The sequence below is a fragment of the Lactobacillus iners DSM 13335 genome (assembly GCF_000160875.1).
GTDB lineage: Bacteria > Bacillota > Bacilli > Lactobacillales > Lactobacillaceae > Lactobacillus > Lactobacillus iners.
On record NZ_GG700801.1, the window covers coordinates 1 to 25,367 of the forward strand.

The window sequence follows — 25,367 nt, forward strand, 5'->3', positions numbered from 1 at the left end:
TTATTAGCAAAATACACTAATATCATGTTAAAGTTGATATTATAGTAATAACAAAGAAAGGAAAATGATAATGGAATACTATGATTTAGCGATTGTTGGTGCTGGACCTGTAGGACTTTTTGCTACCAAATTTGCTAATTTACACGGATTGAAAACGATAACTTTTGAAGCACTGGCTGATTGTGGAGGTCAAATCAACAGACTTTTTCCTAATAAAAAAATCAAAGATATTCCTGGTTATAATTCTATAATCGGCCATCAATTAGTAGATAAATTAAAAGAAGGCATCAATTCAAAAATAATCACTAATTATAAGGTTCAAGAAATAATCCAAAAAGACGGTAAAATTATTATCGATAACAATTATCAAGTAAAAACGCTATTGATTACTTCAGGAATGGGGGCTTTTACTCCAAAAAAATTGCCGCTACCTATTGATAGCTCTTGCGAAAAACATATACATTACTTTGTTAAAAACGCTGATCATTTTCAAGACAAGAATGTAGCTATTTTCGGTGGAGGTGACTCCGCACTGGATTGGGCAATGCAAATGGCTGATAAATGCAAAATTGTCATCATTCATCGTCGTGATCAATTTCGTGGTATGGAATCAACCTTAAAATTCTTACATCAACACAATAATGTACGTTTTTTGACACCTTATCTGCCTCAAAAAATAATATGGCAAAATAATCAACTGAATATTTTACTTAAAAAAATGGGGACCAAGGAAAGGCAAGAAATCAAATGTGATGAAGCAGTGATAGCATTTGGTTTCAAATCTGACAATCTCTTATTAAAAAAATGGGGATTAAATCTCGAAACAGGACATGTAAAAGTCAATAGTCAAATGCAAAGCAATATCGAAAATATATATGCTGCTGGTGATGCCTGTATTTACGATGGTAGAGTACCTATGATGGCATTGGGGTTTGGTGAAGCACAAATTGCTATCATGAGCATAATGAATCATCTATTTCCTGAAAAAAAATTAACTATCCATTTATCAAGTCATTAATAAATGATTTAGAAGAAAGGAAACAAAATGAATTTACTAGATTTTATTCTAAATATAGACAAACATTTAATAACTATTGTTAATAGTTGCGGAGATTGGACATACTTAATCTTATTTTTAATCGTATTCGTGGAAACCGGATTAGTAGTTTTCCCTTTTTTACCAGGAGACTCATTAATTTTTGCAACTATTGCTATGGCCGCTTCTCCTAAATATCACTTAGACCTTATCATATGCTATATTATCTTTATCATAGCAGCAATTTGTGGTGATAGTATCAACTACGAATTAGGTAAATGGTCGGAACTACAGAGTAACAAATTTAAGTGGTTCAATAAGTTAATTAATCCACAAAAGAAAAAAGCAGCTGAGGATTTTTTTGAAAAACATGGCGGGATTACCATTGTAATTGGTCGTTTTATTCCAATTATCCGAACATTCGTTCCCTTTGTATCAGGAGCCAGCAAAATGCACTATCGAACTTTCGTTATATACAACATTGTTGGAGCCTTTTTGTGGGTATCATTATTTTCAATCTGTGGCTTTTTATTCGGTAATATTCCTGCTGTACAGCATCATTTTTCCTTGCTGATCATTGCTATCATTGCTATTTCAATTTTGCCTATCATCATATTATCTATCAAAAATAAATTAACTAAAAATTCTAAATAAAAAATTTCAAATCACAAAAAAAGCACTGATTTCGATATGTATTCTATAACACGCATACATATTAAAATTAGTGCTTTTATTTTTCATGATAACAATACTCGATAAAAATAGAGAGTACTTGGCAAAAATTATTTTACCCCATAAAATTTTTTCTCTTCTTCTGTCAAAGGGGCTTGACCATGTTCCTTCAAACTATCATTAATTTTTTCAACTGTAACTTGATCGTTAAAATATTTGGCAGCTACTATAGTAAAATTGATAATCGCTTTGCGATCATCATCACAACTAGCCAACCCCATAAGCTCTCTTCCCATTATATATGTTACCTTTCTTCTTTTAATTATAAAAAAATAACTTTATTATCCACAGTATGTACGGAAAGTACAATATTAAGAAAAAAGCAAGCCAAAACTAAAAACAACATGCTTACTCCTAAATTAAACATATTATGATATATTGCCTAAATTTTGTAAAGAAAAATATGGAAGTGTTTTTAAATCGTCACCCGCATGTGTGGGAAATACGAAGACAGCTTATTGATTCTATACTACCTACCCTTCTTAATTAACAATCTCACAAAATATAATTCATAGATAAGCAAAAAAGTAGCAGAACATGCAGCAAAGAATTCTTCAGTCAATATCAAAATAATTGGATCAGTATCAGGATTAAATAGCCAATTGTTATTGGTAAAAATTGCTCTATGAAATAGAATAAATAAATTAGTAAAATTACCCATCGAAAACGGTACTACTATCAATGGTAAAAGTAATAAGCAAATAGTATAGCTATGTGGTAATGATACTATTTTTTTCTTTTTCCAAATTTCAAAATACAAAAAAATGAACAGCCAGATGCAGCCCAACATCAAAGCTATACTAAAAAGATTTTTACAATCTTTAAAATGGATCAATCCATTTAATGATGATTGTAAATCAGACATCTGTAATTTATCAGACACTGGATTAATCAGATATGACATCAATTGACTGTAATTCTTTAAAGCACCAAAGAGGCTTAAATGGATTAATTTATTCGTTCTTTGAGCAATCATCATTACTAGCAAAATAGGCCAGCTCAGCAATATCGTCCCCCACAAGCTGAGTAAAATTGCAGCTACAAAGTTATAAATTACAATACTAAGTTTATTTTTCATTATAGCTGCCACTCATCCAAGTTATTTAAAACATATGTAGGTTGTATCTTTTCTTCTGCTAATTGCTTTTTGGTAGTTACACCAGTTAGTGTTAATAGCGAATCCATCCGGCAATTGATGCCAGCCATAATATCAGTTTCATAATTGTCACCGACAATCAAGCTCTCTTCGATGTTCTTTTTTATTTTTTTCAAAGCATAATTAACAATTACAGCTGAAGGTTTGCCAATGAAAAAGGGCTTTTGATCACTAGCTACTGCAATCATTGCACATTGAGAACCATTACCAGGTAATAACTTATCACCTGAAGGCAGAACATGATCAGAATTAGTACCAATAAATTCTGCTCCTTTTCTAATGGCATTAGTAGCTATACAAATTTTTTTATAAGTTAAATCAGTATCCATACCAACAATGACATATTTTGGATTGTTATTATCTAAAACAATGCGGTCCTCAGCTAGCAAGCCTTTCCACAAACCAATTTGACCAATAATATAAACAGGAATTGCGTCCGTTCCTGGATTGTGCTCTAGTAAATATGATACTGTTGCCATAATCGGCGTATAAACATGATCTACATCAGTTATAACTCCGTGACTAGCTAGCTTAGCTACAATCATTTCTGGCGTTCTAGTAGTATTATTAGTTAAAAATAAATATGGTATTTTTTTCTCATTAAGGCGGTTAACAAAATCCACCCCACTTTGAATGGTTTTTTCTCCACGATAGATTGTTCCATCTAAATCTATTAAGTAGCAACCGTACTGTTTATTCACAATTAGCCCTTCCTTTTTCTAATAACAAATTTCTTTTGGCGATTATGCTTATAACTGATTTTGACACTATAGTTTTTATGTGACTTAAACTTAATTTTTTTGACTTTTTTCTCTTTAAAGTAATTATTTTGATTACCAAAATATTTATAATAGTGCTTATATTTACGACCCAGTACAATTTCCTTGATAGTATTATCGCCCATTAATTGCAGAATAAAATATGGGCTGTTGGGATTACAATATTCCTCAAGATAATCTACTATGGTAGATGCTCTTTTATCAATAGACACTCTTTCATCATCACTATAAAAGCCCTTTAGTCTTAAATGTTCGCTGGAAATATCACCAACGATAAAATCATATTGATCTAAAAAAGGATCATATTTTTTCTGCATTAAATCGAGATCTAAGGCATTTTTTTCATTAGCAATAATCTGATAAGTTCGTCCATTAATCAATAATTGTTTATCTTTCAAACGTACATCTGCTTTGGCGTGATAAGTTTTTGCAGGTACATTATTACAACTATTTGTATAGTCCATCATCATCTAACCTACTTTGTTTGCTTTTAAAATTGCTAAATATGCATCTTTTATTTTACCATCTGGTTTTTCCCATTCAATCCACTTCGGATTACGCCAATCTGATTCTAGTAGTAAAGTTTGTAAATCATATGTTTCATTGATATATTTTTCGTAAATTTGTAACTGTTTAGTTCTTGCTATATTTAATTTTAAAATTCTAACTTCTTTTATCTTACCATTATCAGCAGCCATCTCTGCAATACCATTTTGATTGATATTGGAAATTTCATAATATTTGCTACCATCATTTCTAGTAACTTCTTCAATTAAATTAAATTGTTGATATTTAGCCGACATATCATTTTCCTTGCCTTTATTTTTTTCTCCATAATACTTATAATATACTAAACTTAGAGTAAATATTGTAAATTAATCTCACAGAAAGAACCGGAGGTATCTAGTTAATGAGCAAATGCAAACATCTATATTTTACCATTGTCTTTTTGGGTATCTTTTTGCTCGAATCCGGGTTTTTAGTCATAGGCCACCGCGGAAACCCTAACAAATTTCCCGAAGAAACCATCCAAAGCGACAATTCTGCCTTTAATGACGGGGCTGATTTTGTCGAATTAGATTTGCATCTATCAAAAGATAATATTTTAGTTATCTCGCATGATAGAAATTTGTCACGGATAACTGGTTCCTCGGTTATTGTATCACAAAATAATTTTTCTTATTTGCACACCTTAAAATGCAAAAATGGCGAGCCTATAATGTCACTCAACGAATTGTTTGAATATTATCAGCATAAGCCTCGGACAAAATTTTTGATTGAAACTAAAAAAACTAGTCATAATACACCTAAGAACATGGAACAAATTTTAGCTAATGTTATTAAAAAATATCATATGGAAAATAGAGTTATGTTCCATTCATTTTCTGCTCCAAGTCTAGAAACTCTAAGCAAATTGTTACCAAAAATTCCACGTATTTTTATTGTCGGTTCACTTAAAAGAATTAATTTTGAAGTGCTCAGCTATGTCAATGGGATAAATATCTCTGCTGATTTAATTACACAAAATCCTGATTTAATTCAACAATTGCACAAGCTCCATAAAAAAGTCTATGTTTGGGCCGAAATGGATGAATCTCCTAAACTTTGGAATTGGTTAATTAATAACGATATTGACGCTGTAGTAACTAATTTCCCAGCAACGGCTTATCGCTATAATATGGCTAAAAAAAAGACTCATAAATTTAGTATTAACAAAGATGCAATTTTTTATAGTCGGGCTTCAGAAAGAGTTTTTGAAAATCCATATTTTAAGACTAAAACTAATAAAAAAATACATTTTTCACAAAATATTCACGTCAGCAATGCCGTTGAAACCAGTTCGGGAACTTATTATCAAATCGGAGCAAAACAATTTATTGATGCCGACTTTGTTAATTTTAATTTACCAGTAAATTGTATATATCCTTATTGGAATTTGCCAATAATTACCAAATACAATCAAATGACTACTACATATGTACATCCCAAATACACAGCCAATGTGGTAAAATTTTTAAAACCAAATACCAAATATAAAATTTATGGTATCAGCCAAAATCAAAAGTGGCTATTAACCACCTCAGGCTGGGTACCTGCTAAAGAAATCCTCTATTATGGTATTTTTCCTAATACTGCAGAATTTAATTATTACCGAAAACTACCACACAATTATCAACAAATCAATCTTGCTTTAGTTCCTGATGTAGCGTTCAATAGGCAATATGTGGTAAACTTTTGGAAACAATGTAAAATATTAAATAATATTAAAGATTTTTAAAGGAGACAGTAATTATGGATTTAGATTATAAAAAACTGGCTTTAGAAAAGAAAGATGCAATTTTAGCTGATTTAAAAGAATTAATAGCAATTGATTCATCCGAAGATTTAACCAATACATCTGAAGAATATCCTGTAGGACCTGGTCCTGTAACTGCATTGAAAAAGTTTTTATCATTTGCACAAAGAGATGGCTTTGATACACAAAATTTTGCCAATTATGCAGGTCGTATTAATTATGGAAATGGTGATAGCCGTGTAGGCATCATTGGTCATATGGATGTTGTTCCTGCCGGCGATGGTTGGAAAACTAATCCTTTCGAAATGGTTATCAAAGATGGAAAAATCTTTGGCCGTGGTAGTGCTGATGATAAGGGACCTTCTTTAGCATGTTATTATGGTTTACTAATTTTAAAAGAACATGGATTTGTACCATCAAAAAAAATTGATTTTGTTTTAGGCACTAATGAAGAAACAAACTGGGTAGGTATTGACTACTATTTAAAGCATGAACCAAAGCCAGATATGGTATTTTCACCTGATGCTGAATTTCCAATTATCAATGGCGAACAAGGAATTGTTACTTTAAAATTAACTTTCAAAGAAGAAAATAGAAAAGGTACCAACTTCTTAATTAGTTTCGAATCAGGTATTGCTGCTAATGTTATTCCTCAAACAGCAAAAGCTACAATTAAAGATAATAGTTCTATTGATTTTGAGACTGAGTATCAGCAATTCTTAACAGAAAACGAATTAACTGGTGAAATTGAACATCAAAATGGTGTGATTAATTTCACATTAACTGGTCACGGAGCTCATGCTTCAGCTCCTGAAACTGGACGTAATGCTGCAACCTACTTAGCTAAATTTTTAGTAAAATATGATTTTGCTGGTAAAGCAGATAACTATTTAAGTTTCTTAGCTTCTGTAGAACATAATGATTTTCATGGAGAAAAATTAGGTATCTATCACCAAGACGATTTGATGGGTGAATTAGCAAGCTCTCCAAGTATTTTCAAATATAATGAAAATGAAGCATACTTATTAAACAATGTTCGATACCCACAAGGTACCAATCCAGAGATAATGGTTAATAATATTAATGAACGTTATGGCAACTTTATCTCTACTACAGTAAAGGGCAAGGCTGAAGAACCACATTATGTTCCAGGAGACGATCCAATTGTTCAAACTTTATTGAAAGTCTATGAAAAGCAAACTGGCTTAAAGGGACATGAAGTTGTAATTGGTGGCGGAACGTACGGCCGTTTATTTGAGCATGGTGTAGCCTTTGGAGCACAACCTGAAGGAGCTCCATTAGTTATGCACCAACCAAATGAATATATGAAAGTTGAAGATTTAATCAACTCAATTGCTATCTACGCTGAAGCTATTTATGAACTATGTAAATAATTAAGTTATCACCCACAGATGACTTAATATTGAATATAATCAAAAAATAAAAGGTCTGAGAAATTTCTCAGGCCTTTTGTCATTTATTCAAAGTAGTATTATGTTTCAAAATCTGATATGGTAATACGATATTCTTTTCAGCCACATCTTCATTTTTCATCAACTTAGTTAACATTCTCATAGCAACTGCACCTATGTCATATAGTGGCTGCTGAATTGATGTTAACTGAGGTCGAACAATTTTAGCAATATTAGTTGAAGTAGCAGATATAATCTCAAATTGTTCTGGAATAGATACTTGACTATCTAATGCTGCATTAACAATTCCTGCCGCTGTAATATCTTTGGTAGTAACTACTGCATCTATGCCATCACTATACAACTTAGCAAATAAATTATATCCATCTTCAAAAGTCAAAATATTATCATAAATATATTCCGACTTAATTCCATGATCAGCTAAAAATTGACGATATGATTTAATTCTAAATCCTCTATTTATATAAGCTTCTTTATCATCAACTATTAAGGCAATATTTTTTTTGCCATCTTTCCATAATAATTCTAAGGCTTTGCGATCCGCTTCTTTATAATCAATTGCTACACTGCCAAAATGGTCATTATCAATGATTGTACCTGCTAAAACAACTGGAATATTAGCTCGGCTAAAAGCCTCAGTTGCTTTAGGTGACATAGTATTACACATATAAATAACACCATCTACTTGTTTATTTAAGATGCTCTGGATAACATTACCATTATCAATTACATTGTTTTCAATGCTAGTTAAAATAATATTGTATTTATACATTGTCGCAATATCATCAATTCCTTTAGCTAATTCTGCAAAATGAAGATTAGTTAATCCAGGAACAACTACGCCAACAGTAGTAGTTTTTTTCGAGGCCAATCCTTGTGCTACAGCATTAGGCTGATAATGTAAACGATCTATTACTGCTAAAACCTTATCTCTGGTTTCTTTACGAACATTAGTATTGCCATTAACAACTCTAGAAACTGTTGCCATCGAAACATTCGCTTCTCTAGCAACATCATATATAGTTACATCTTGTTTCTGCATTTTAAAAACCTCAATTCCTAAATTAAAGTTAGCAAGAAAACAATATATTTGCAAGTGATTATTAATATTTTGCATTAAATCAAGTAAAAATATGCTATACTCACATTATCTATGTTTAAATACAAATTTAAAACTAAGGAGATTTAAAATGAATTTAGATAAATTAAATGAATGGTTAATTAAAAACAATTGTGATGTAGCATACATTTCTGATCCATTGAGCATTAACTACTTTACTGGATTTAATATGGATCCTAACGAAAGAATATTTGCCTTAGTTGCATTCAAAGACAAGCCTGCTTTCATTTTTGCACCAGAATTAAATGTAGAAGAAGCAAAACACTCAGCTTGGAATGGTGATGTTTATGGCTATCTTGATGAACAAAATCCATGGCAAAAGATTGCCAATTTAGTATCAGAAAGAATTGGACGTCCTCAAAAGATAGCTATTGAAAAGAGTTTTGTATCAATCGCTCGTTTGGAAGCACTCAAGTCTGTATTTACTGATGCAGATTTTAGTACTGATGTGTCAAAATTAATTGGTGAGTTAAGAATTATTAAAACAGAAGAAGAAGTTAAGCAATTGCAAGCTGCAGGAGCTGAAGCTGATTACGCATTCGAAGTTGGATTTAATGCCTTAAGAAATGGTGTCACAGAACGCTATGTTGCAGGTCAAATTGAATATCGCCTTAAATTAGACAAAGGCGTAATGCATACGAGTTTTGAAACTATTTGTCAAGCTGGAACCAATGCAGCAAATCCCCACCTAGGTCCAACTTTGAATACAATCAAACCTAATCAATTAGTTCTCTTTGATTTGGGTACTATGCACAATGGATATGCTTCAGATTCAAGTAGAACTGTCGCATATGGTGAACCTTCTGCCAAAGAAAAAGAAATTTACGAAATTGATCGTGAAGCACAACAAGCAGCAATCGATGCAGCTCGTCCTGGAATGACAGCTGGTGAATTAGATGCTGTTGCTAGAGACATTATTACCAAAGCTGGCTATGGTGAATACTTCATCCACCGTTTAGGTCATGGTATTGGTATGAGTGTACATGAATTACCACAAATAATGTCAGGCAATGACTTTATTTTACAAGAAGGTATGTGTTTCTCTATTGAACCAGGTATCTATATTCCTAACGTTGGTGGTGTACGTATTGAAGACTGCGGTGTTTTGACTAATGAAGGTTTCAAGACATTCACTAAGACCGATAAACAATTAAAATATATTCCAGTTAAAGAATAAGTAATTTCAAACTAAAAAGAACAGTTACAGCAACACTGCAACCGTTCTTTTTTTATTCCTCATTTTTTAAATCTAAAATATCGTCTGATATATGTTGATTATCATCAACTTTTTCAGAAGAAGACTGTGTATTATCAATAATAATATCATCAAAATCTTTTAATTCAGAATCGTCATTAATATTACTAGGAATCTCCGTCATCTGCTCTTTCAAATCTTCAGTACGTTGATCATATTTTTCTTTCAATGTCTTAAACATATCATTATCAGTAATTTTGCCCTTGATATTAGAACTAACATCATCAGGTAAAAAGGCACTAGCCAAAATTCCTAAGCCAAATCCTAAAATACCACCAACTAAAAAACTACCTTTCTTTCCCATTTTACAGCCCCCCTTTAAAAATGTTTCTTATTATTCTTCTCATGCTTTTTTACAATTATATGACTTAAGATTGATGATACAATACCTAAGCCGACTTTTTTAGCACTGAATTTAGAAATATTACTCATCGCTTTTTTGGATGAATTATTAATATCAGATATACTTTCACTAACATCATCAATTGCTTGAACCAATGGATCAAGTCGCTTAACTTTATCATTGATATCTGCCATTAATTCATTGCTTGTTTTTAACAAATCTTCTGTTTGATTTAATAACAGGGATGTTTTACTATTTAAATCTGAAATAGTGGTATTGAGATTGTCACTAACTTGTATTAGACTTTTCATAAGCTTATACAACTTAACTAAGCATGGAATCATAAATACAACCAGAACTATAATCGCTACCGCAATAAGCAAAATAGCAATTTCGCTATAAGACATAACCATAATATATCCTCCGTCTTTCTTTACCGCTTATAAAAAGTCTAGCATTAAATTAATAGTCAATCAATGAATGAAAGTATGGTTTTTGTTATACTACAATTGGAATAATAAATAGGAGCATACTACTATGTACATACTTAACAACTTATTAACACCTTTTAAAATTCAACCAACACAAGCACATTTACTAGATTGGTCCCAACTAGCACACGAAAGTGTGGGCAAATTTCTAACAATTGCTTTTACTTCTCTTATCTACCTTGCTATTTGGACCATAGGTAAAAAATTTATCAATAAATATTTAATTCAAAATCCTCATTTTCAACAAAAAGTTTCTAGCCGAAAAAAAACTTTTTCACAACTACTTGTGAATATTTTCCAATATACGCTATTATTTTTCTACATTTATGGCATCCTCAATATCCTTGGCCTACCTGTAGGTACTTTGATTGCCAGTGCTGGTGTAGTTTCCCTAGCCTTAGGTATGGGAGCTCAGGGCTTTGTCAGTGATTTAGTAAATGGAATCACTATCCTTAGTGAATCACAATATGACGTAGGTGATTTAGTAAAAATAAGCGGTTTTACAGGAACTGTTATTTCACTTGGAATCAGAATTACTAAATTAAGAGCGTCAGACGGAACCATTATCTACATCCCCAACCGCAGTATTTCTATTGTGGAAAATTTAACCCGAGGTGGTATCGGAGTTGATATATCCTTGCATCTGGATGCTAATAATGACTTTGCAATTATAACTAAATCTATTAATGATGCCAATGAGATATTACGTCCCAAATTTTCTCGCAAATTAAAAAAAGATCCTTCGATTTTGGGTATTGTAAGTCAATATAAAAATGGTTTTACATACAATATCCACTTTCAAGTTGTACCAGGATATCAAGTAGAAATTAAAAATGCCTATTTTTCAGAATATATTAAGCAATTACAAGCTAACAAGGTCATCTTCAATTAAAAACTTGGCTTTAAGTCTAGCTATATTACTTAGACATTTTTTTCCACCACATTGGCAATTCAGCTAATAATTTGCGTAATGCGATTCCTCGATGGGATATTGTATTTTTTTCCTCAACTGTCATTTCTGCGAAAGTTTTGCCTTTTTCTGCTACATAAAATAGAGGGTCGTAACCAAAATTGCCTTCACCTTTAGGCATTGTTAAAATGCGACCCAAAATTTCGCCTTGACTTACTAAATCACAGTCATATCTGTCAGGCCATGACAGCACCATGGTAGTATGAAAAACGGCTGTTCGTTGTTGCTCAGGTACGCCACCTAGTTCAGCCAATAATTTAGCATTATTGCGGGCATCATTGTGATCTTCTCCTGAATACCTAGCTGAATAAACACCAGGAGCTCCATTTAATTTATCAACCATCAACCCTGAATCATCCGCTAAAGTAGGCAATTGACTAAACTGAGCTAACTTATGAGCCTTTAAAGTAGCATTTTGTAAAAAAGTAGTACCTGTTTCTATAACTTCAGGAACATTTTCTAAATCCCGATTAGTTATAACTTTTAGTGGAAAATTAGCTAATTTTAGAGCTTTTTCTACCTCTTTGGCCTTATTTAAATTAGTAGTTGCAAATAATAATGTATCCAAAATTTATACTTCCTTTTTTATTCTACATGCTGTGCTTTTAATGTTGGATCATGCATCCATTTTTGAGCAATTTTCATAAATTTAATTGGATCGCCTGTCGTATAATATTCATGCTTTCCACCTTTTGCTGCTAATAAATTATCTCGTTTAAGGACATTAAAAGTGTATTGTGCGACTTGATCAGCGGGATCAACAATTTTTTTGTCTTTGCCAATAAATTCAGCTATTTCTTTAATTAATAAGGGATAATGTGTACATCCTAAAATCAATGTATCATATTGCACATGCTTTAATGGTGCTAGACACTGGGCAACAACGGCCTTTTTTATTTTGTCAGAAGGATTAGCCTCTACTAGTGGTGCTAATTTAGGTTCACCTAATTCGGTAACTTGTATTTGTGCATTTCTAAAAGCTATTTCTTTAACATAAGAATGGCTATTTACAGTAGCATTAGTAGCAATAACAGCTACTTGATTGGTTTGCGTAATTTTGGACGCAGCTAAAGCACCAGATTGAATCACACCAATAATTTGCATTGGAATCTCCTGCTGAATAACCGACATAGCTGCCGCTGTGGCCGTATTACAACCAAAAATAATTACTTTGACATTTTTGGTTAGTAAAAATTTTACACTAGCCCTTGTTAAATTAATAATATCTTCTACTGTGCGATCACCATATGGCATATGAGCTTGATCGCCAATAAAAATAGTAGATTCATTAGGTAATCTTTGAATAACTTTTTTTAAAACGGTTAGACCACCTAATCCTGAATCCAATATTCCAATAGGACGATTATCCATTAAATAATTTTCCTCCAATTTTTTAAAAATTACTTTTTACATTCTACCCCTTTTTAGTTTACAATAATTTAAGATAAAAAAGGAAATGAAAAAATATGCAAGATAATTCGGAACAACTTTATTTTATAAATAGTTTATATAGAGATTGTATTCTAAGTGAAATTTTAGGCAAAGATGCCAGCGATATCCTTTATTGGGCAGGTAAACGAGTATCTCGTCGATATGACCTTTCTGATATCGATGATCTACCAGAATTTTTCAGAATAGCTCAATTTGGTCAATTAAAATTAATCAGTAATCGCAGAAAAACAGTAGTTTTTGAGTTATCTGGTCAAAATGTGACTGATCGAATAGAAAGTAGCATCACTGAATTTACCATTGAAAGTGGTATTATCGCTGAATGCATTGCTCGAGAAAATAAAACTAACGCAGAAGCAGTCGCCAATATTGATTCCAAAAGAAAAGTAGTGGAAATCGTTGTTCAATACGACTAATTCAAAATTATTCCACACTATAATTATTAGCTTAGGCTTGTTCATATAAAAATAAGAGGCAACCTCTAGATTTTAGAAGTAACCTCTTATTTTTTTGCTCAGAGCATCAAATTTTATATTGGTACTTTAATCAATATATTCTTCAATAGCAGCTTTTAACTTTTCTTTCGGGGTAAAGCCTGTAAAGCGGTTAACTAATTTTCCATCTTTTTTAATTAAAATAGTTGGAATAGCCATTATTCCTAATGCTTTAGGTGTATCAGGATTTTGATCAATATCAACTTTAGCAAATTTAACATCTTGCATTTCTTCTGACAATTCATCAATTACAGGCGATTGCATCCTACATGGTCCACACCAAGGAGCCCAAAAATCAATTACAACTAAGCCTTCACTAGTTTCTACTTCATACGTCTTATCCGTCAGTTCTTCAAACATCTTTTTTCCTCTTTCTCTATCAAGCTTTGATCTATGATTTAATTAGCTAGTTTTCAATATATACAATCATGTATCTTTTTGCAAATATTTAATTTATTATTTCAAATGAACAATCGTAGCACCCGTTCCACCTTCATTAGCGGGAGCATAGGCAAATGACTGCACATGTTTACTTTGACGAAGATACTTTCCTACACCTAATCTAATAGCACCAGTTCCTACTCCATGAATTATTGTCACTACTGTCAACCCATTTAAGAGAGCTGAATCAATATATCTATCCAATTCAACCATTGCATCTTCGTATCTTTTGCCTCGCAAATCCAACTCTGCTTTGGCTTGAGTAGTTCTGATACCTCGACCAGATCTAACTACCATTTCTTTAGTTTTTGCCTTTTTGCTAACTATTTTATCTAAATCAGTTCCACTTACTTTTACTTTGATAATTCCAATTTGTACTTCAAATTGATTATCGGAGATTTTTTTGGTTACTACACCTGTTTGACCATAAGAACTAACTTTAACTGCATCGCCAGGTTGGATATCATGTTTTTTCTTAGCCTTTTTTAAAATCTTGTTATGAGCTAGTTGCTGAGTTTCATTTTCAATCGCATTAAAGGCATTTTTAGCTTCAATAACCTTATTTATTTTAAATTGACCATTATCATGTTGTTGCTGCTTCAACTGCTTAATTATTTTTTCAGCCTCATTGCGTTTATCACTAACAATTTTATCGACTTTTGCCATCGTTAATTGCATTTGATGATCAACTTGCTGATTATACCAGTCTAACCCAGCCTGTAATTTATTTTTCAAAGCTATACATAATTTTAATTTTTTATGCACCTGATTAGTTAGTTCTTCTGCGTCTTTAGTTTGCTGATTAAGCCTTAAAATCATCTTGTTAATATCGTTATTTTGCTCTGACATTAATGACCGTCCAGCTATAATGACTGTATTATCCATCCCTAACTGTTCAGCAATAGCAAATGCATTACTCTGCCCAGGTATACCTATTCTTAATTTATAAGTTGGATGCATCTTTTTAACATCAAACTCCATTGACGCATTACTAGTTCTAAGGCGATTATAGCCATATAATTTCAATTCAGGGTAATGAGTAGTAATCATTATTTTAGGCAATCTAGCTTGCATATAATCCAAAATTGCAATAGCTAAGCATGCGCCTTCTTCTGGATCAGTTCCAGCTCCCAGCTCATCAAGTAAAACTAAATCATCTTGATTAACATTAGCCATAATTTTGATGATTTGATCCATGTGTGATGAAAAAGTACTCAAAGATTGATCGATTGATTGTTCATCACCAATATCGGCATAAATCTCACGGAATATTCCAACTTTACTACCTTCATGAGCTGTAATATATAAACCTGACTGAGCCATTAATTGTAAAATTCCAACTGTTTTTAATATGATTGTCTTACCACCAGTATTAGGCCCAGTAATAAGCATCGTATCAAAATTTTTTCCTAATTCAATATCATTAGTCACCACTTTGTTAGGATCTAGCAATGGATGACGAGCACCATGTAAATCCACTTCATTATTTTCAGTAAAAATTGGTTCAGTAGCTTTTAACTTCTTAGCTAATAAACTTTTAGCACTCAAAAAATCAAGCGAAATTAACGTATGAGCATCTGCTGCAATTTCATCAATATATTCTTGAGCCATAAGCGACAATTGCTTCAAAATTTTATGTATTTCACGTTTTTCTTCATAAACAAGCTGTTGTTGGCGATTATTAATTGATAAAACTGCTTCAGGCTCAATAAACATCGTTTGCCCACTAGCACTTTGGTCATGAACAACACCACCAAATTTATTTTTATAAGTTTGCTTTACTGGAATAACATAACGTCCATCTCGAATCGTAATAATCGATTCCGTAAGATATTCAGATGAATTCTTAAGATATGCTTCCATTTTAGTTTTGATATCGAGCTCATTAGCCTTTAAATTGTGTCTGATGCGATTTAATTCGGCAGATGCTGTATCTAAAACAGTTCCATCACTCTCCAATGAGCGATTTAAAGCATTAAATAAATCATCTAATGGCAATAATGAATCGATTAAATCATCGATAGCATGCAAATCGAGTTCACGATCTTGTATTGCTGACAAAAAATTTTTACAATCTCGCACTATAGATAAAATCAATAAAATATTACCTAATTCTTGTGCATTTAAATCTGCATTAATATGTAAGCGTTTAATGCTAGCATTAACATCAACAAAATCCGTCAAAGGTAAGGGACCCTTAACTCGCTGTATATTTACTAAGGCTGTAGTTTGAGCCATATTATTAAGTACAGTTTTGTAATCTGAAACTGGTAATAATTCTTGAGCTAATTTTTTAGCAGGTTCAGTTACAGCTAAATCACTCAGCATTTGAGTAATTCGTTTAAATTCCAATTTTTCAATAATTTTTGAGTTCATAAATAATTAATTCTCCATAAAAATAATCCCTAAATAGGGACTATCTTAAAATGAAAGCCATGCTATCACCAATGAAAAAAGACCAGCATTACTGATCCTTTTCCCGTTTATTCACCACTTAATCGTTCATCTGAAAGAAAGGTGTTTAAAACTCCTTGTACCATATCCCATTCTTCATCGCTAGTAATTTCATGCAAGTTAGAACCAAGAACAGCACCGTCCTCATCAGCATCATATGAAAATGCCTGAACTTCTACTTCTTCATCTTCACCTACAGCAGCAGGATAAAGTAATACATATGATTTATTATAATCATCAGAAGTAAATGTAAATAAAATCTCGAATAATTCTTCATTACCCTTATCATCAATTAATGTTATTTGATTTTCAGTATTTTTGTTACTAATCTTTTCGCCCATGGTTATCTAGTTATCCTTTCGCTTAGCTTCAAGAAAATTCTGTAAAATTAAAACTGCTGCCATCTGATCAATAATCTTTTTACGAGCAACACGATCACTAATTCCAGCTTCTTCAACTAAAATCCTTTTAGCCTGAATGGTAGTAAGTCGCTCATCACTATAATAAACGGGTATTTTAAATTTGGCTTTTAAACGTTCTCCATAATCAAGGCACCTTTGAGCTGACTCACCACAAGTTCCATCCATATTCTTAGGTAAGCCCACCACAAAGCCTGATACTTCGTACTCACGCACTAATTGCTTGACACGTCTCATACCAAAATTATATTTACTCTCATCAATCGGTATTGTTTCAACCTCTTGTGCAGTAATTCCCAAAGCATCGCTAACTGCAACACCTACAGTTTTACTACCTACATCCAATCCTAATAGCCGCATTATTTATCCTTGCCTAAATATGACTTGACTAATTCTTCAATTATCTCATCACGTTCATGTTTTAAAATAAGATTACGTGCATCATTATGTCGAGGAATATATGCCGGATCGCCTGAAAGAAGATAACCAACTATTTGATTAATCGGACTATATCCCTTTTCCTCTAAAGCAACATAAACATCTTGTAATGTATCATAAACATTTTTTCCTTTATTTTGATTAAAGTCAAAATGCATAGTTTTATCTAGCGAACTCATATTAATTCCTCCCATCAATTTAATTTTACTTAAAAATAACCTATAACTCAATCATATTATCAAAAATATTAACACAAAATTAAAGTTCATTCAAAACAGTTTCTAATGCTTTGGCTAATCCAGCTGGGTTCTTTCCACCTGCTTGTGCCATATTAGGGCGACCACCACCGCCACCTCCAAAAATAGGTGCAGCAATTTTAATCAAATCTCCAGCCTTATGTCCGGCTTTAATAGCTTTATCATTTAAACTAATTAGCATGTTAGCTTTGCCAGCAACAGTAGTACCTAAAATTAAGACATCTGACAGATTTTGAGTTTTCCAATTATCAGACAATTCACGTAAATCATTCATACCGTCTACATCAACAATTTTCGCAATAACTTTCAAGCCATTAATATCTTTAATATCATCAGTTAAATCACTAGCTTTTGCTTGATTAATTTGTGATTTTAATTGTTCTACAGTCTTTTGTTCTTCACGTAAAGCATCTTCTAAAGCAACAACTTTATTTTGAATATCATCAACTTTTGTAGCCTTAACTTCATCTTGAATTTCTTTTAGAATCTCATCGTGCTTAACTGCATATTCATATGCCTGTTGACCAGTTACAGCCACAATTCTACGCATTCCAGCACCAATAGCTGATTCAGAAACAATCTTTAACATACCTATTTGATCTGTATTCTCACAGTGTGTACCACCACAAAATTCAATAGAAAAATCGTTAATTTGAACCACACGAACTTTTTCGTGATATTTTTCGCCAAATAATGCTAAAGCACCCATCTTAAGTCCTGTTTCTTGATCAGTAATGGTTGTTTTTACAGGAATTTCAGCCCAAATTTTTTCATTAACTAATCTTTCTACAGTAGCAATTTCTCGCTTAGTCATTGGCTCTAAACTAGTAAAGTCAAATCTCAAATAATCAGGCTCGACCAATGATCCAGCTTGATGAGTATGCGTACCTAAAACTTGACGTAAAGCAGCATGTAACAAATGAGTAGCAGTATGATTATGTTTTAAGCCACGGCGGCGTTGTTCATCAACTTTTAGAACGTATTCTTCACCCTTTTGCATTGGCAAAACCAACTCAACAAAGTGCAAATTCTGATCATTAGGTGCATGTTGTACATCAATCACATGAGCTACTAATTCTCCAGCTTGGTTAAAAATTTCTCCATGGTCTGCTACTTGACCACCACGTTCAGCATAAAATGGTGTCTTATCAAAAATTAATGTTGCTTGTTCACCATTAACTTGATCAACTAATTTATCGTCAACTACAATATCAAGTAATTTTGCATGATCTTCTTGTAATTGGTGATACTCAAAGACACTTTCGTCCTTAATGTTCATCAAAGTTATATCTTGTGAACCCATTGATTGTAAATTACCACGTGCTTTTCTTGCACGTTCTTTTTGAGCCCTCATTTCAGCATCAAATTCTTCTTTATCAACAGCTAGGCCAGCATCTTGAGCAGCTTCAAAAGTTAATTCATATGGAAAACCATATGTATCAAACAATTTGAAAGCATCTTTACCTGATAATTTTGTAGCTTTAGCACTTTTAGCGTCAGAAATTAAACTATCTAATAAATTTAATCCTGATGATAATGTCTCTTGGAAACGGTCTTCCTCATTCTTAATAACTTTTTCAACAAAAGCTTGCTGATCAACTACTTCAGGGTAATGAGACTTCATAATCTCACCAACAACACCTACTAATTTATACAGGAAAGCACCTTTTATTCCTAAACGCTTACCATTTAAGTCAGCACGTCTAATCAAACGACGCAAAACATAACCACGTCCTGAATTAGATGGCAATGCTCCATCAGCAATAGCAAAAGAAACAGCACGAACATGATCAGCAATAATCTTAAATGCCACATCATCTTCAGCAACCTTATTATATTGTTTACCATCACTTAATTTTTCAGTTTGCTTAATAATTGGCATGAACAAGTCAGTTTCAAAGTTAGTTGGAGCATCCTGAATAACCGAAACCACACGTTCCAAACCCATACCAGTATCGATATTTTTATGCGGTTGATCAACATATTTACCATTTGCTAAATGATTATATTGTGAAAATACGATATTCCAAATCTCCAAATAACGAGCATTTTCACCACCAGGGAAATTCTCAGGATCATCTTCAGCTACATCGTTATTTTCTTGACCACGATCATAGAATATTTCTGAGTCAGGACCACATGGACCTTCACCGATATCCCAAAAGTTATCTTCCAATTGAACAATATGGCTTTCAGGCAATCCTACGACTTCATGCCATAATCTATAAGCATCAGTATCTTTAGGATAAACAGTTACATATAATTTGTCAGGATCTAAGCCTAACCATTTATCACTAGTTAAAAATTCCCATGCCCATGGAATAACTTCTTCTTTGAAATAATCACCAACTGAGAAATTACCAAGCATTTCAAAAAAAGTTTGGTGTCTAGCAGTTTTTCCGACATTTTCAATATCATTAGTTCTGATTGATTTTTGTGATGAAGTAATACGATGATTTTTTGGAACTACAGAACCATCAAAATATTTCTTCATAGTTGCTACACCAGAGTTAATCCATAATAATGTAGGATCATCTTGTGGTATTAATGATGCACTTTTAAGCACCATATGACCATGCTCTTTAAAAAAGTCTAAGAACATTTGACGAACTTGTGAACTGGTCAATTTTTTCATACTTTTTCCTCCAAAAAAAATACTATTGCAGATATGAGGACGCTCAGTGCGCGGTACCACCTCGATTGCAACAGTATTTGTTACCACTTTATTTGCTTATAAAAAATAATACTAGGGAGCATTAATAGCCAAATATTAGATCTTTCTCACCATTTGATCTTCTCTGTGAAATATCAAACTAAAAACATATCCTAAACCTACTATATCTTACTACAATTTTTTTACTTTTCCAAGTCTTCACGTAATCTATCTCGCTCGCGTTTACGCTGACGTTTTTGCTTTCTGGCTTTGATTCGTTCTTCGATTTTTTTCTTTTGCTGTCTATCAGCTTGAATTGCTACTTTTATTTTTTTCTTATAACCTGGTTTTTTCTTGACTTTGGCTTTTTTAACCATACCAACTAGTCGATTATCTAATTTTTGTGCTCTAGTCCGGCGATTATCTCTTCGATGATAATGAGTTCTTTCAACTAATTCATTATTCTTGAGATCCTTAAATTCAAAATGAATACCTAATTTTTCCAATTGTGCTATCTGCTGCATTTCTTCCTCGTGGATAAGTGTAATTGCATGCCCATATAGGTTATTACGTCCTGTACGCCCAATACGATGAATTACAAACTCCAAATCAGTCGGTATTTCATAATTAATGACTAAACTAATTCCTGGTATATCTATCCCACGGGCTGCCAAATCACTAGCGATCACATATTGATATTGACCTTCTCTAACCTGCCTGATAGTTCTTTTACGTTCACGTTCAGTTATCCCACCATGAATTTTGGCCACTTTCAATCCCTTTTGATCTAAATATGTTGCTAATTCATCAACTGTTTTTTTAGTATTAGCAAAAACAAAAGCAAGGTAAGGTTGTCCCATAGTTAAAAGCGTATAAAGAATATCTTTTTTATTCTTAGAACCTACATCAATTAAATCATTAGCAACAGTTGGGGAAATAACACTTGGATTATCGATGACTACGAATTCTGGATGCTCCATATATTTATTTAAAAATTGCTCTAATTTAACAGGAATCGTTGCAGAAAAAGCACCTATTGTTACATTAGTTCCCAATCGCACCATAATGTCATCCATTTGATTTAAAAAGCCCATATCTAAAGTCATATCAGCTTCATCAATAATAAAAGTACTTACCTGATCTAATTTGATGATTTTTTTGATAGCAAAATCATGCAATCTTCCCGGTGTAGCAATAATCAATTGAGGAGCACTATTTGATGCTTTTTCTAATTGGCGAGTACGATCATTACCTCCGCCTAAATATTCAATCGATATATTTAATTCTGCAGCATCCCTCAATTGACGAGCAACTTTATAAAGTTGACTAGCTAATTCTCGACTAGGAGCAGTAATGACTGCTTGAGTACATAAAAGTTCAGGATCTAGGTCATTAATAATTGGAATTAAATATGCATGCGTTTTGCCAGACCCTGTCACCGCCTGCACTACAACATTTTGATGAGCCAACAATAATGGCAATACCTGTTGTTGCACAGGTGTTGGCTTTAAAAAATTAATTTTTTCCAAGCCTTTTTTGATATTTGGTTTTAACTGATCAGTTTGAAAAATATTATTCATTTGCATTTTCATTATATTTCTTTGTTACTTCAACAACTTCCGCAAAAATTTGCTCAACTTCTTTCATATCAACTGCATTAGCTCCACTAGCAAGTGCATGTCCACCACCATTGTGTTGTTCTGCTAATTGATTAATGATTGGCCCTTTGGAACGATAATGAACACGATACGTCCCATCAGCTTTTTCGACAAAAATATTCCAAGCAATAATCCCCTTAATACGACCAGGGGTACCAATAGTAGCTGAAGCTTGATCTTCATTAATCCCCAACTTATGCAATTGTTGTTGAGTAACTACAGCATAAGCAGCTCCACAAGGATCGACATGCAATAAATCTATTACTGAATTTTGCAATTTGGCTTGTTCTAATGTAACTGTTGAAATATTCATAGCAATTTCGGTAATGTCAATTCCTGTAGCAGCTAATTCATAGGCGGCTTTTAATGTTGCAGGAGTAGTTTCTGCATACATAAAACGACCAGTATCTCCTACCATACCAGCGTAAATTGGATAAGCAACTTCCTTAGTTAAAGGTAATTTTTCTGCTTTAATAAAATCAAAGATGATTTCAGCAGCCGCAGGCTTTTCTGGTTCTACATAACGTAAATCACCATAAGGATCCACATCAGGGTGATGATCCATTTTGATTAAAAAGTCGCCCATCCTAAAACGATCATCTGAGATTCTCGGAGTATTAGCCGTATCGACAGTAATAACTAATGCACCTTGATAATCTTCATCTTTAACCTCATCCATTTTATTAATCCATACCAAATCACCTTCTGGTCCACCAGCACAGAGAATCTTTTTTTCAGGAAAGGCCAACTTAAGGCTACGTGCTAATCCAGCTTGTGATCCTAAAGCATCTGGATCTGGATGCTGATGCCGATGAATTATTATAGTTGAATAATCATTTATTTTTTTGAAAATTTCGTCAAATGTATTCATAAAAAAACTCCTTCATTAATATCTTATATTGTACATTAATCTCTTATACATTGGTGTTAAAACAAATCTAAACTCAAGGTTTCATAACTCTTCTGTTCAAAATCTGTAGCAGATAATCCTAATAACCGCACACCACCACTAACACAATCAATTTCATCTTCTAAAGAAGATTTAGCATGTTGATAAATGGTCATCGCATCAGTAGTTGCTACAGCTAACGCTGAGCGTCTGGTTATCGTTATAAAATCAGCAGTGCGTAATTTAATAACGACTGTCCTAGTCTGTAAATTTAAAGTACGTAATTTTTGAGCTAATTCACAGCTATAATTACGTAGCCATGTAAGTAACTTATCATAATCATATATATTAACATCAAATGTATGTTCTAACCCCAATGATTTTCGGGGTCTTTTGCTAATAACTGGTCGCAAATCAATTCCTTTGGCTTGTTGAGCAATGATGTAACCCGCTTTATTAAAACGATCCAGCAAGAACTTAATATTTTGTTTCTGCAAATCAGCTCCAGTATAAATCTGTAATTCATGCAATTGCTCTTGCATCTTAACACCGATCCCCGGGAACTTCTCAATTTTTTGACTAGCAATAAATTCTAGAGCATCATCTGGTAAAATGACTGTTCTGCCAAAGGGTTTAGCATATTCTGAACCCATTTTAGCTAAATATTTATTATATGAAACGCCAAAAGAAGAAGTCAGACCCGTTTCCCGATATATATTTTTTTGCAAATTAGTCGCCAACTCCAATGCAGAAAAATTCCCCATTTTATTGGTAGTTACATCCATATAAGCCTCATCTAGTGCGACCGACTCTATAGCATCTGTAATTTCATACATCAATTGATGAATTTTATCAGATACACGTCGATACTTTTCAAAATTTGGCTTAATAAAAACCAATTTTTCAGCTGGAACTAATCTTAATGCTTGCATCGTTGTCATAGCAGAACGAACTCCATATTTGCGAGCTAGATAATTAGCTGTTGCAACTACTCCATGTCCATTACTTTGTCGAGGATCTTGTCCAATAATCACAGCTTTATTTGCTATAGTTGGGTCATCATGGATTTCTACTGAAGCATAAAAAGCGTCCATATCTAAATGGATTATTTTACGATTAAAATTATTGCAAGGTAATAACTCATCCATTTAACGATATATCCAATATGAATCCGCATTTTCAAAAATGTTATCTGCTGCATTTGGACCAAAGGCATTAGGTAAATATTGATCTGGTTTAATTGCCATTGAATTTTGTTTACGCCAAGCTGCCTCAATTGCATCAATATACCGCCAATATTGGGCTAATTCCATCCAATGAGTAAAATTAGTTCGATCAGCCATAAACACATCATTCAAAAGTCTTTCATAGCCATCAGGAACTTGATGCATTTCTTCAGCATTAAATGCATATGATAAATCTTCAATACGTAATCCTGTACCCACAATTTCCTTGCCATTTAAGCGTAAAACAATTTTGCTTACTGGATCAATCTCAATAGTTATTACATTTTCATTGGCTTTTTCATATAAATCACTGCCTGCTTTTAACACAATATCTATCCGTGATTTCTTTTCTAGCATCTTTTTACCTGTTCTAAAGTAAATAGGAACGCCAGCCAATGGTCCAGTGGTAAATTTAACTTTACCAGCAACATAGGTTTCAGTGCATGAATCGGGAGCAACTTGATCAACATTAATATAAGCAGGTTCATGTTCAGAAGCTAAATATTGACCTCTAACTACACTTTTACTTACTTCATCGTAAGAAGGAATTTGCAAACCTTGCAACAATCTTTGTTTAGCTTCATGGATAGCGTCTGATGTTAAATTTTTGGGTGCTGGCATAGCTAAAAGCGTAATAATTTGGAAAATATGATTTTGGACCATATCCCGTAACGCACCAGAATTATCATAATATCCGCCACGCGTACCTACACCAATTTTTTCTGCTAAGGTAACTTGAATATTTTTAATATATTCAGCATTCCAGATATTTTTTAATAATGGATTAGCAAAACGTAAAGGGAGAATATTCTGAATCATTTCTTTACCCAAATAATGATCGATCCGATAAACGGATTTTTCGTCAAAACTTGCTCCAATCTCTTGGTTCAACTTTTCAGCAGTCTCATAATCACGTCCAAAAGGCTTTTCAACAATAAGGCGATTAAAACCAGTACCCAGCAATTTTTGATCATTAATATGCGTAGCAATTGTACCAAAAAAGCTGGGAGCCATTGCCATATAAAAAATTCTATTGCCATGACAGTCATATTTTTCATCTAGCTTCTGAGCTAATTGCTTCAAGGCAATATAATGATCAACATGTGTTACATCATGTGATTGATAATAAAAATGAGTAGCGAATCGATCTAAATCAGCTGCATCAATTTGTTCACATGTTTCATTAACTGCATTTTTTACTTGACCACGCAAGAAATCATGCGACCATGGCCTACGAGCTGTAGCAATAACTGCAAAATTATCTGCAATTAGACCTTTACGATATAAATTAAACAAGGCAGGATAAAGCTTACGATGAGCCAAATCACCTGAACCACCAAAAATTATCATTACATTAGGGATATTTTTCATCCACGTA

27 protein-coding genes are annotated in these 25,367 nt (G+C 32.9%); 7 read left to right on the forward strand and 20 right to left on the reverse strand.

Annotation, left to right across the window (positions count from 1 at the left end):
- Positions 1 to 70: 70 nt before the first annotated feature.
- Together HMPREF0520_RS00010 and HMPREF0520_RS00015 are read left to right on the forward strand one after the other, a co-directional pair.
- The gene (locus HMPREF0520_RS00010) at positions 71 to 1,018 is read left to right on the forward strand and encodes an NAD(P)/FAD-dependent oxidoreductase (RefSeq protein ID WP_010222263.1); all 948 of its coding nucleotides are present in this window, start codon (positions 71 to 73) and stop codon (positions 1,016 to 1,018) included.
- Between the two features lie 27 nt (positions 1,019 to 1,045).
- Positions 1,046 to 1,690, forward strand: coding sequence for a VTT domain-containing protein (locus HMPREF0520_RS00015; RefSeq protein ID WP_006728837.1), 645 nt, complete (start codon positions 1,046 to 1,048; stop codon positions 1,688 to 1,690).
- 128 nt (positions 1,691 to 1,818) lie between these two features.
- Here HMPREF0520_RS00015 and HMPREF0520_RS06400 read toward each other — a convergent pair whose 3' ends face one another.
- From HMPREF0520_RS06400 to HMPREF0520_RS00035, 5 genes are all read right to left on the reverse strand, one after another.
- Positions 1,819 to 1,989, reverse strand: a complete 171-nt coding sequence (locus HMPREF0520_RS06400) for a hypothetical protein (protein ID WP_006734272.1) — start codon at positions 1,987 to 1,989, stop codon at positions 1,819 to 1,821.
- Between the two features lie 248 nt (positions 1,990 to 2,237).
- Complete coding sequence (locus HMPREF0520_RS00020; RefSeq protein WP_006728839.1) at positions 2,238 to 2,846, reverse strand: TIGR01906 family membrane protein; 609 nt, start codon at positions 2,844 to 2,846, stop codon at positions 2,238 to 2,240.
- Positions 2,846 to 3,625, reverse strand: coding sequence for a TIGR01457 family HAD-type hydrolase (locus tag HMPREF0520_RS00025; protein WP_006728840.1), 780 nt, complete (start codon positions 3,623 to 3,625; stop codon positions 2,846 to 2,848). Before HMPREF0520_RS00025 ends, HMPREF0520_RS00020 begins: the two co-directional genes overlap by 1 nt.
- A 2-nt stretch (positions 3,626 to 3,627) precedes the next feature.
- Positions 3,628 to 4,173 carry a YutD family protein gene (locus HMPREF0520_RS00030; RefSeq protein WP_006728841.1) on the reverse strand — a complete coding sequence of 182 codons (546 nt, stop codon included), beginning with the start codon at positions 4,171 to 4,173 and terminating at the stop codon, positions 3,628 to 3,630.
- Positions 4,174 to 4,506: a hypothetical protein gene (locus HMPREF0520_RS00035; RefSeq protein WP_006728842.1), complete on the reverse strand. Its 333-nt coding sequence runs from the start codon at positions 4,504 to 4,506 to the stop codon at positions 4,174 to 4,176.
- A gap of 107 nt (positions 4,507 to 4,613) precedes the next feature.
- Here HMPREF0520_RS00035 and HMPREF0520_RS00040 point away from each other — a divergent pair, with 107 nt between their 5' ends.
- Together HMPREF0520_RS00040 and pepV are read left to right on the forward strand one after the other, a co-directional pair.
- A complete protein-coding gene (locus tag HMPREF0520_RS00040; RefSeq protein WP_006728843.1) occupies positions 4,614 to 5,981 on the forward strand; it encodes a glycerophosphodiester phosphodiesterase in 1,368 nt (455 codons plus the stop codon).
- Between the two features lie 14 nt (positions 5,982 to 5,995).
- Positions 5,996 to 7,393, forward strand: coding sequence for a dipeptidase PepV (gene pepV / locus HMPREF0520_RS00045; RefSeq protein ID WP_006728844.1), 1,398 nt, complete (start codon positions 5,996 to 5,998; stop codon positions 7,391 to 7,393).
- 79 nt (positions 7,394 to 7,472) lie between these two features.
- Here the strand turns inward: pepV and HMPREF0520_RS00050 are convergent, their stop codons facing one another.
- Complete coding sequence (locus HMPREF0520_RS00050) at positions 7,473 to 8,474, reverse strand: substrate-binding domain-containing protein (RefSeq protein ID WP_009310580.1); 1,002 nt, start codon at positions 8,472 to 8,474, stop codon at positions 7,473 to 7,475.
- A 148-nt stretch (positions 8,475 to 8,622) separates the two neighbouring features.
- Between HMPREF0520_RS00050 and HMPREF0520_RS00055 the strand changes: the two genes are divergently transcribed.
- On the forward strand, positions 8,623 to 9,729 hold the full coding sequence (locus HMPREF0520_RS00055; RefSeq protein ID WP_006728846.1) for a M24 family metallopeptidase: 1,107 nt from the start codon (positions 8,623 to 8,625) through the stop codon (positions 9,727 to 9,729).
- A gap of 52 nt (positions 9,730 to 9,781) precedes the next feature.
- Here the strand turns inward: HMPREF0520_RS00055 and HMPREF0520_RS00060 are convergent, their stop codons facing one another.
- Both HMPREF0520_RS00060 and HMPREF0520_RS00065 read right to left on the reverse strand, forming a co-directional pair.
- Complete coding sequence (locus HMPREF0520_RS00060) at positions 9,782 to 10,111, reverse strand: hypothetical protein (protein ID WP_006728847.1); 330 nt, start codon at positions 10,109 to 10,111, stop codon at positions 9,782 to 9,784.
- Positions 10,112 to 10,125: 14 nt separating this feature from the next.
- The gene (locus HMPREF0520_RS00065; RefSeq protein WP_006728848.1) at positions 10,126 to 10,563 is read right to left on the reverse strand and encodes a DUF948 domain-containing protein; all 438 of its coding nucleotides are present in this window, start codon (positions 10,561 to 10,563) and stop codon (positions 10,126 to 10,128) included.
- A gap of 124 nt (positions 10,564 to 10,687) precedes the next feature.
- Between HMPREF0520_RS00065 and HMPREF0520_RS00070 the strand changes: the two genes are divergently transcribed.
- Positions 10,688 to 11,533, forward strand: coding sequence for a mechanosensitive ion channel family protein (locus tag HMPREF0520_RS00070; RefSeq protein WP_006728849.1), 846 nt, complete (start codon positions 10,688 to 10,690; stop codon positions 11,531 to 11,533).
- A 25-nt stretch (positions 11,534 to 11,558) separates the two neighbouring features.
- Here HMPREF0520_RS00070 and HMPREF0520_RS00075 read toward each other — a convergent pair whose 3' ends face one another.
- Together HMPREF0520_RS00075 and murI are read right to left on the reverse strand one after the other, a co-directional pair.
- Entirely contained in the window at positions 11,559 to 12,179 is a 621-nt protein-coding gene (locus HMPREF0520_RS00075) for an XTP/dITP diphosphatase (RefSeq protein ID WP_006728850.1), read from the reverse strand.
- A 17-nt stretch (positions 12,180 to 12,196) separates the two neighbouring features.
- Entirely contained in the window at positions 12,197 to 12,982 is a 786-nt protein-coding gene (gene murI / locus HMPREF0520_RS00080; protein ID WP_006728851.1) for a glutamate racemase, read from the reverse strand.
- Positions 12,983 to 13,077: 95 nt separating this feature from the next.
- Between murI and HMPREF0520_RS00085 the strand changes: the two genes are divergently transcribed.
- The gene (locus HMPREF0520_RS00085; RefSeq protein WP_006728852.1) at positions 13,078 to 13,476 is read left to right on the forward strand and encodes a YslB family protein; all 399 of its coding nucleotides are present in this window, start codon (positions 13,078 to 13,080) and stop codon (positions 13,474 to 13,476) included.
- 126 nt (positions 13,477 to 13,602) lie between these two features.
- On the opposite strand, the gene trxA is transcribed toward HMPREF0520_RS00085, so the two are convergent.
- The 10 genes from trxA to zwf all read right to left on the reverse strand — a co-directional run bounded on the left by trxA (position 13,603) and on the right by zwf (position 25,360).
- Positions 13,603 to 13,914 (reverse strand): thioredoxin, encoded by a 312-nt coding sequence (gene trxA / locus HMPREF0520_RS00090; protein WP_006728853.1) that lies wholly within the window; start codon positions 13,912 to 13,914, stop codon positions 13,603 to 13,605.
- Between the two features lie 96 nt (positions 13,915 to 14,010).
- Positions 14,011 to 16,371 (reverse strand): endonuclease MutS2, encoded by a 2,361-nt coding sequence (locus HMPREF0520_RS00095; protein ID WP_006728854.1) that lies wholly within the window; start codon positions 16,369 to 16,371, stop codon positions 14,011 to 14,013.
- A gap of 107 nt (positions 16,372 to 16,478) precedes the next feature.
- Positions 16,479 to 16,790, reverse strand: coding sequence for a DUF1292 domain-containing protein (locus tag HMPREF0520_RS00100; RefSeq protein WP_006728855.1), 312 nt, complete (start codon positions 16,788 to 16,790; stop codon positions 16,479 to 16,481).
- Between the two features lie 6 nt (positions 16,791 to 16,796).
- Positions 16,797 to 17,228, reverse strand: coding sequence for a Holliday junction resolvase RuvX (gene ruvX, locus HMPREF0520_RS00105; RefSeq protein ID WP_006728856.1), 432 nt, complete (start codon positions 17,226 to 17,228; stop codon positions 16,797 to 16,799).
- The gene (locus HMPREF0520_RS00110; protein ID WP_006730455.1) at positions 17,228 to 17,485 is read right to left on the reverse strand and encodes an IreB family regulatory phosphoprotein; all 258 of its coding nucleotides are present in this window, start codon (positions 17,483 to 17,485) and stop codon (positions 17,228 to 17,230) included. Before HMPREF0520_RS00110 ends, ruvX begins: the two co-directional genes overlap by 1 nt.
- Before the next feature lie 79 nt (positions 17,486 to 17,564).
- The gene (gene alaS / locus HMPREF0520_RS00115; RefSeq protein WP_010222247.1) at positions 17,565 to 20,198 is read right to left on the reverse strand and encodes an alanine--tRNA ligase; all 2,634 of its coding nucleotides are present in this window, start codon (positions 20,196 to 20,198) and stop codon (positions 17,565 to 17,567) included.
- Between the two features lie 221 nt (positions 20,199 to 20,419).
- Positions 20,420 to 21,802: a DEAD/DEAH box helicase gene (locus HMPREF0520_RS00120; RefSeq protein WP_420898827.1), complete on the reverse strand. Its 1,383-nt coding sequence runs from the start codon at positions 21,800 to 21,802 to the stop codon at positions 20,420 to 20,422.
- Positions 21,789 to 22,745: a DHH family phosphoesterase gene (locus HMPREF0520_RS00125; RefSeq protein ID WP_006728860.1), complete on the reverse strand. Its 957-nt coding sequence runs from the start codon at positions 22,743 to 22,745 to the stop codon at positions 21,789 to 21,791. Before HMPREF0520_RS00125 ends, HMPREF0520_RS00120 begins: the two co-directional genes overlap by 14 nt.
- Positions 22,746 to 22,801: 56 nt before the next feature.
- Positions 22,802 to 23,911: a DNA polymerase IV gene (dinB, locus tag HMPREF0520_RS00130; protein WP_006728861.1), complete on the reverse strand. Its 1,110-nt coding sequence runs from the start codon at positions 23,909 to 23,911 to the stop codon at positions 22,802 to 22,804.
- On the reverse strand, positions 23,912 to 25,360 hold the full coding sequence (gene zwf / locus HMPREF0520_RS00135; RefSeq protein WP_006728862.1) for a glucose-6-phosphate dehydrogenase: 1,449 nt from the start codon (positions 25,358 to 25,360) through the stop codon (positions 23,912 to 23,914).
- Positions 25,361 to 25,367: the final 7 nt, after the last annotated feature.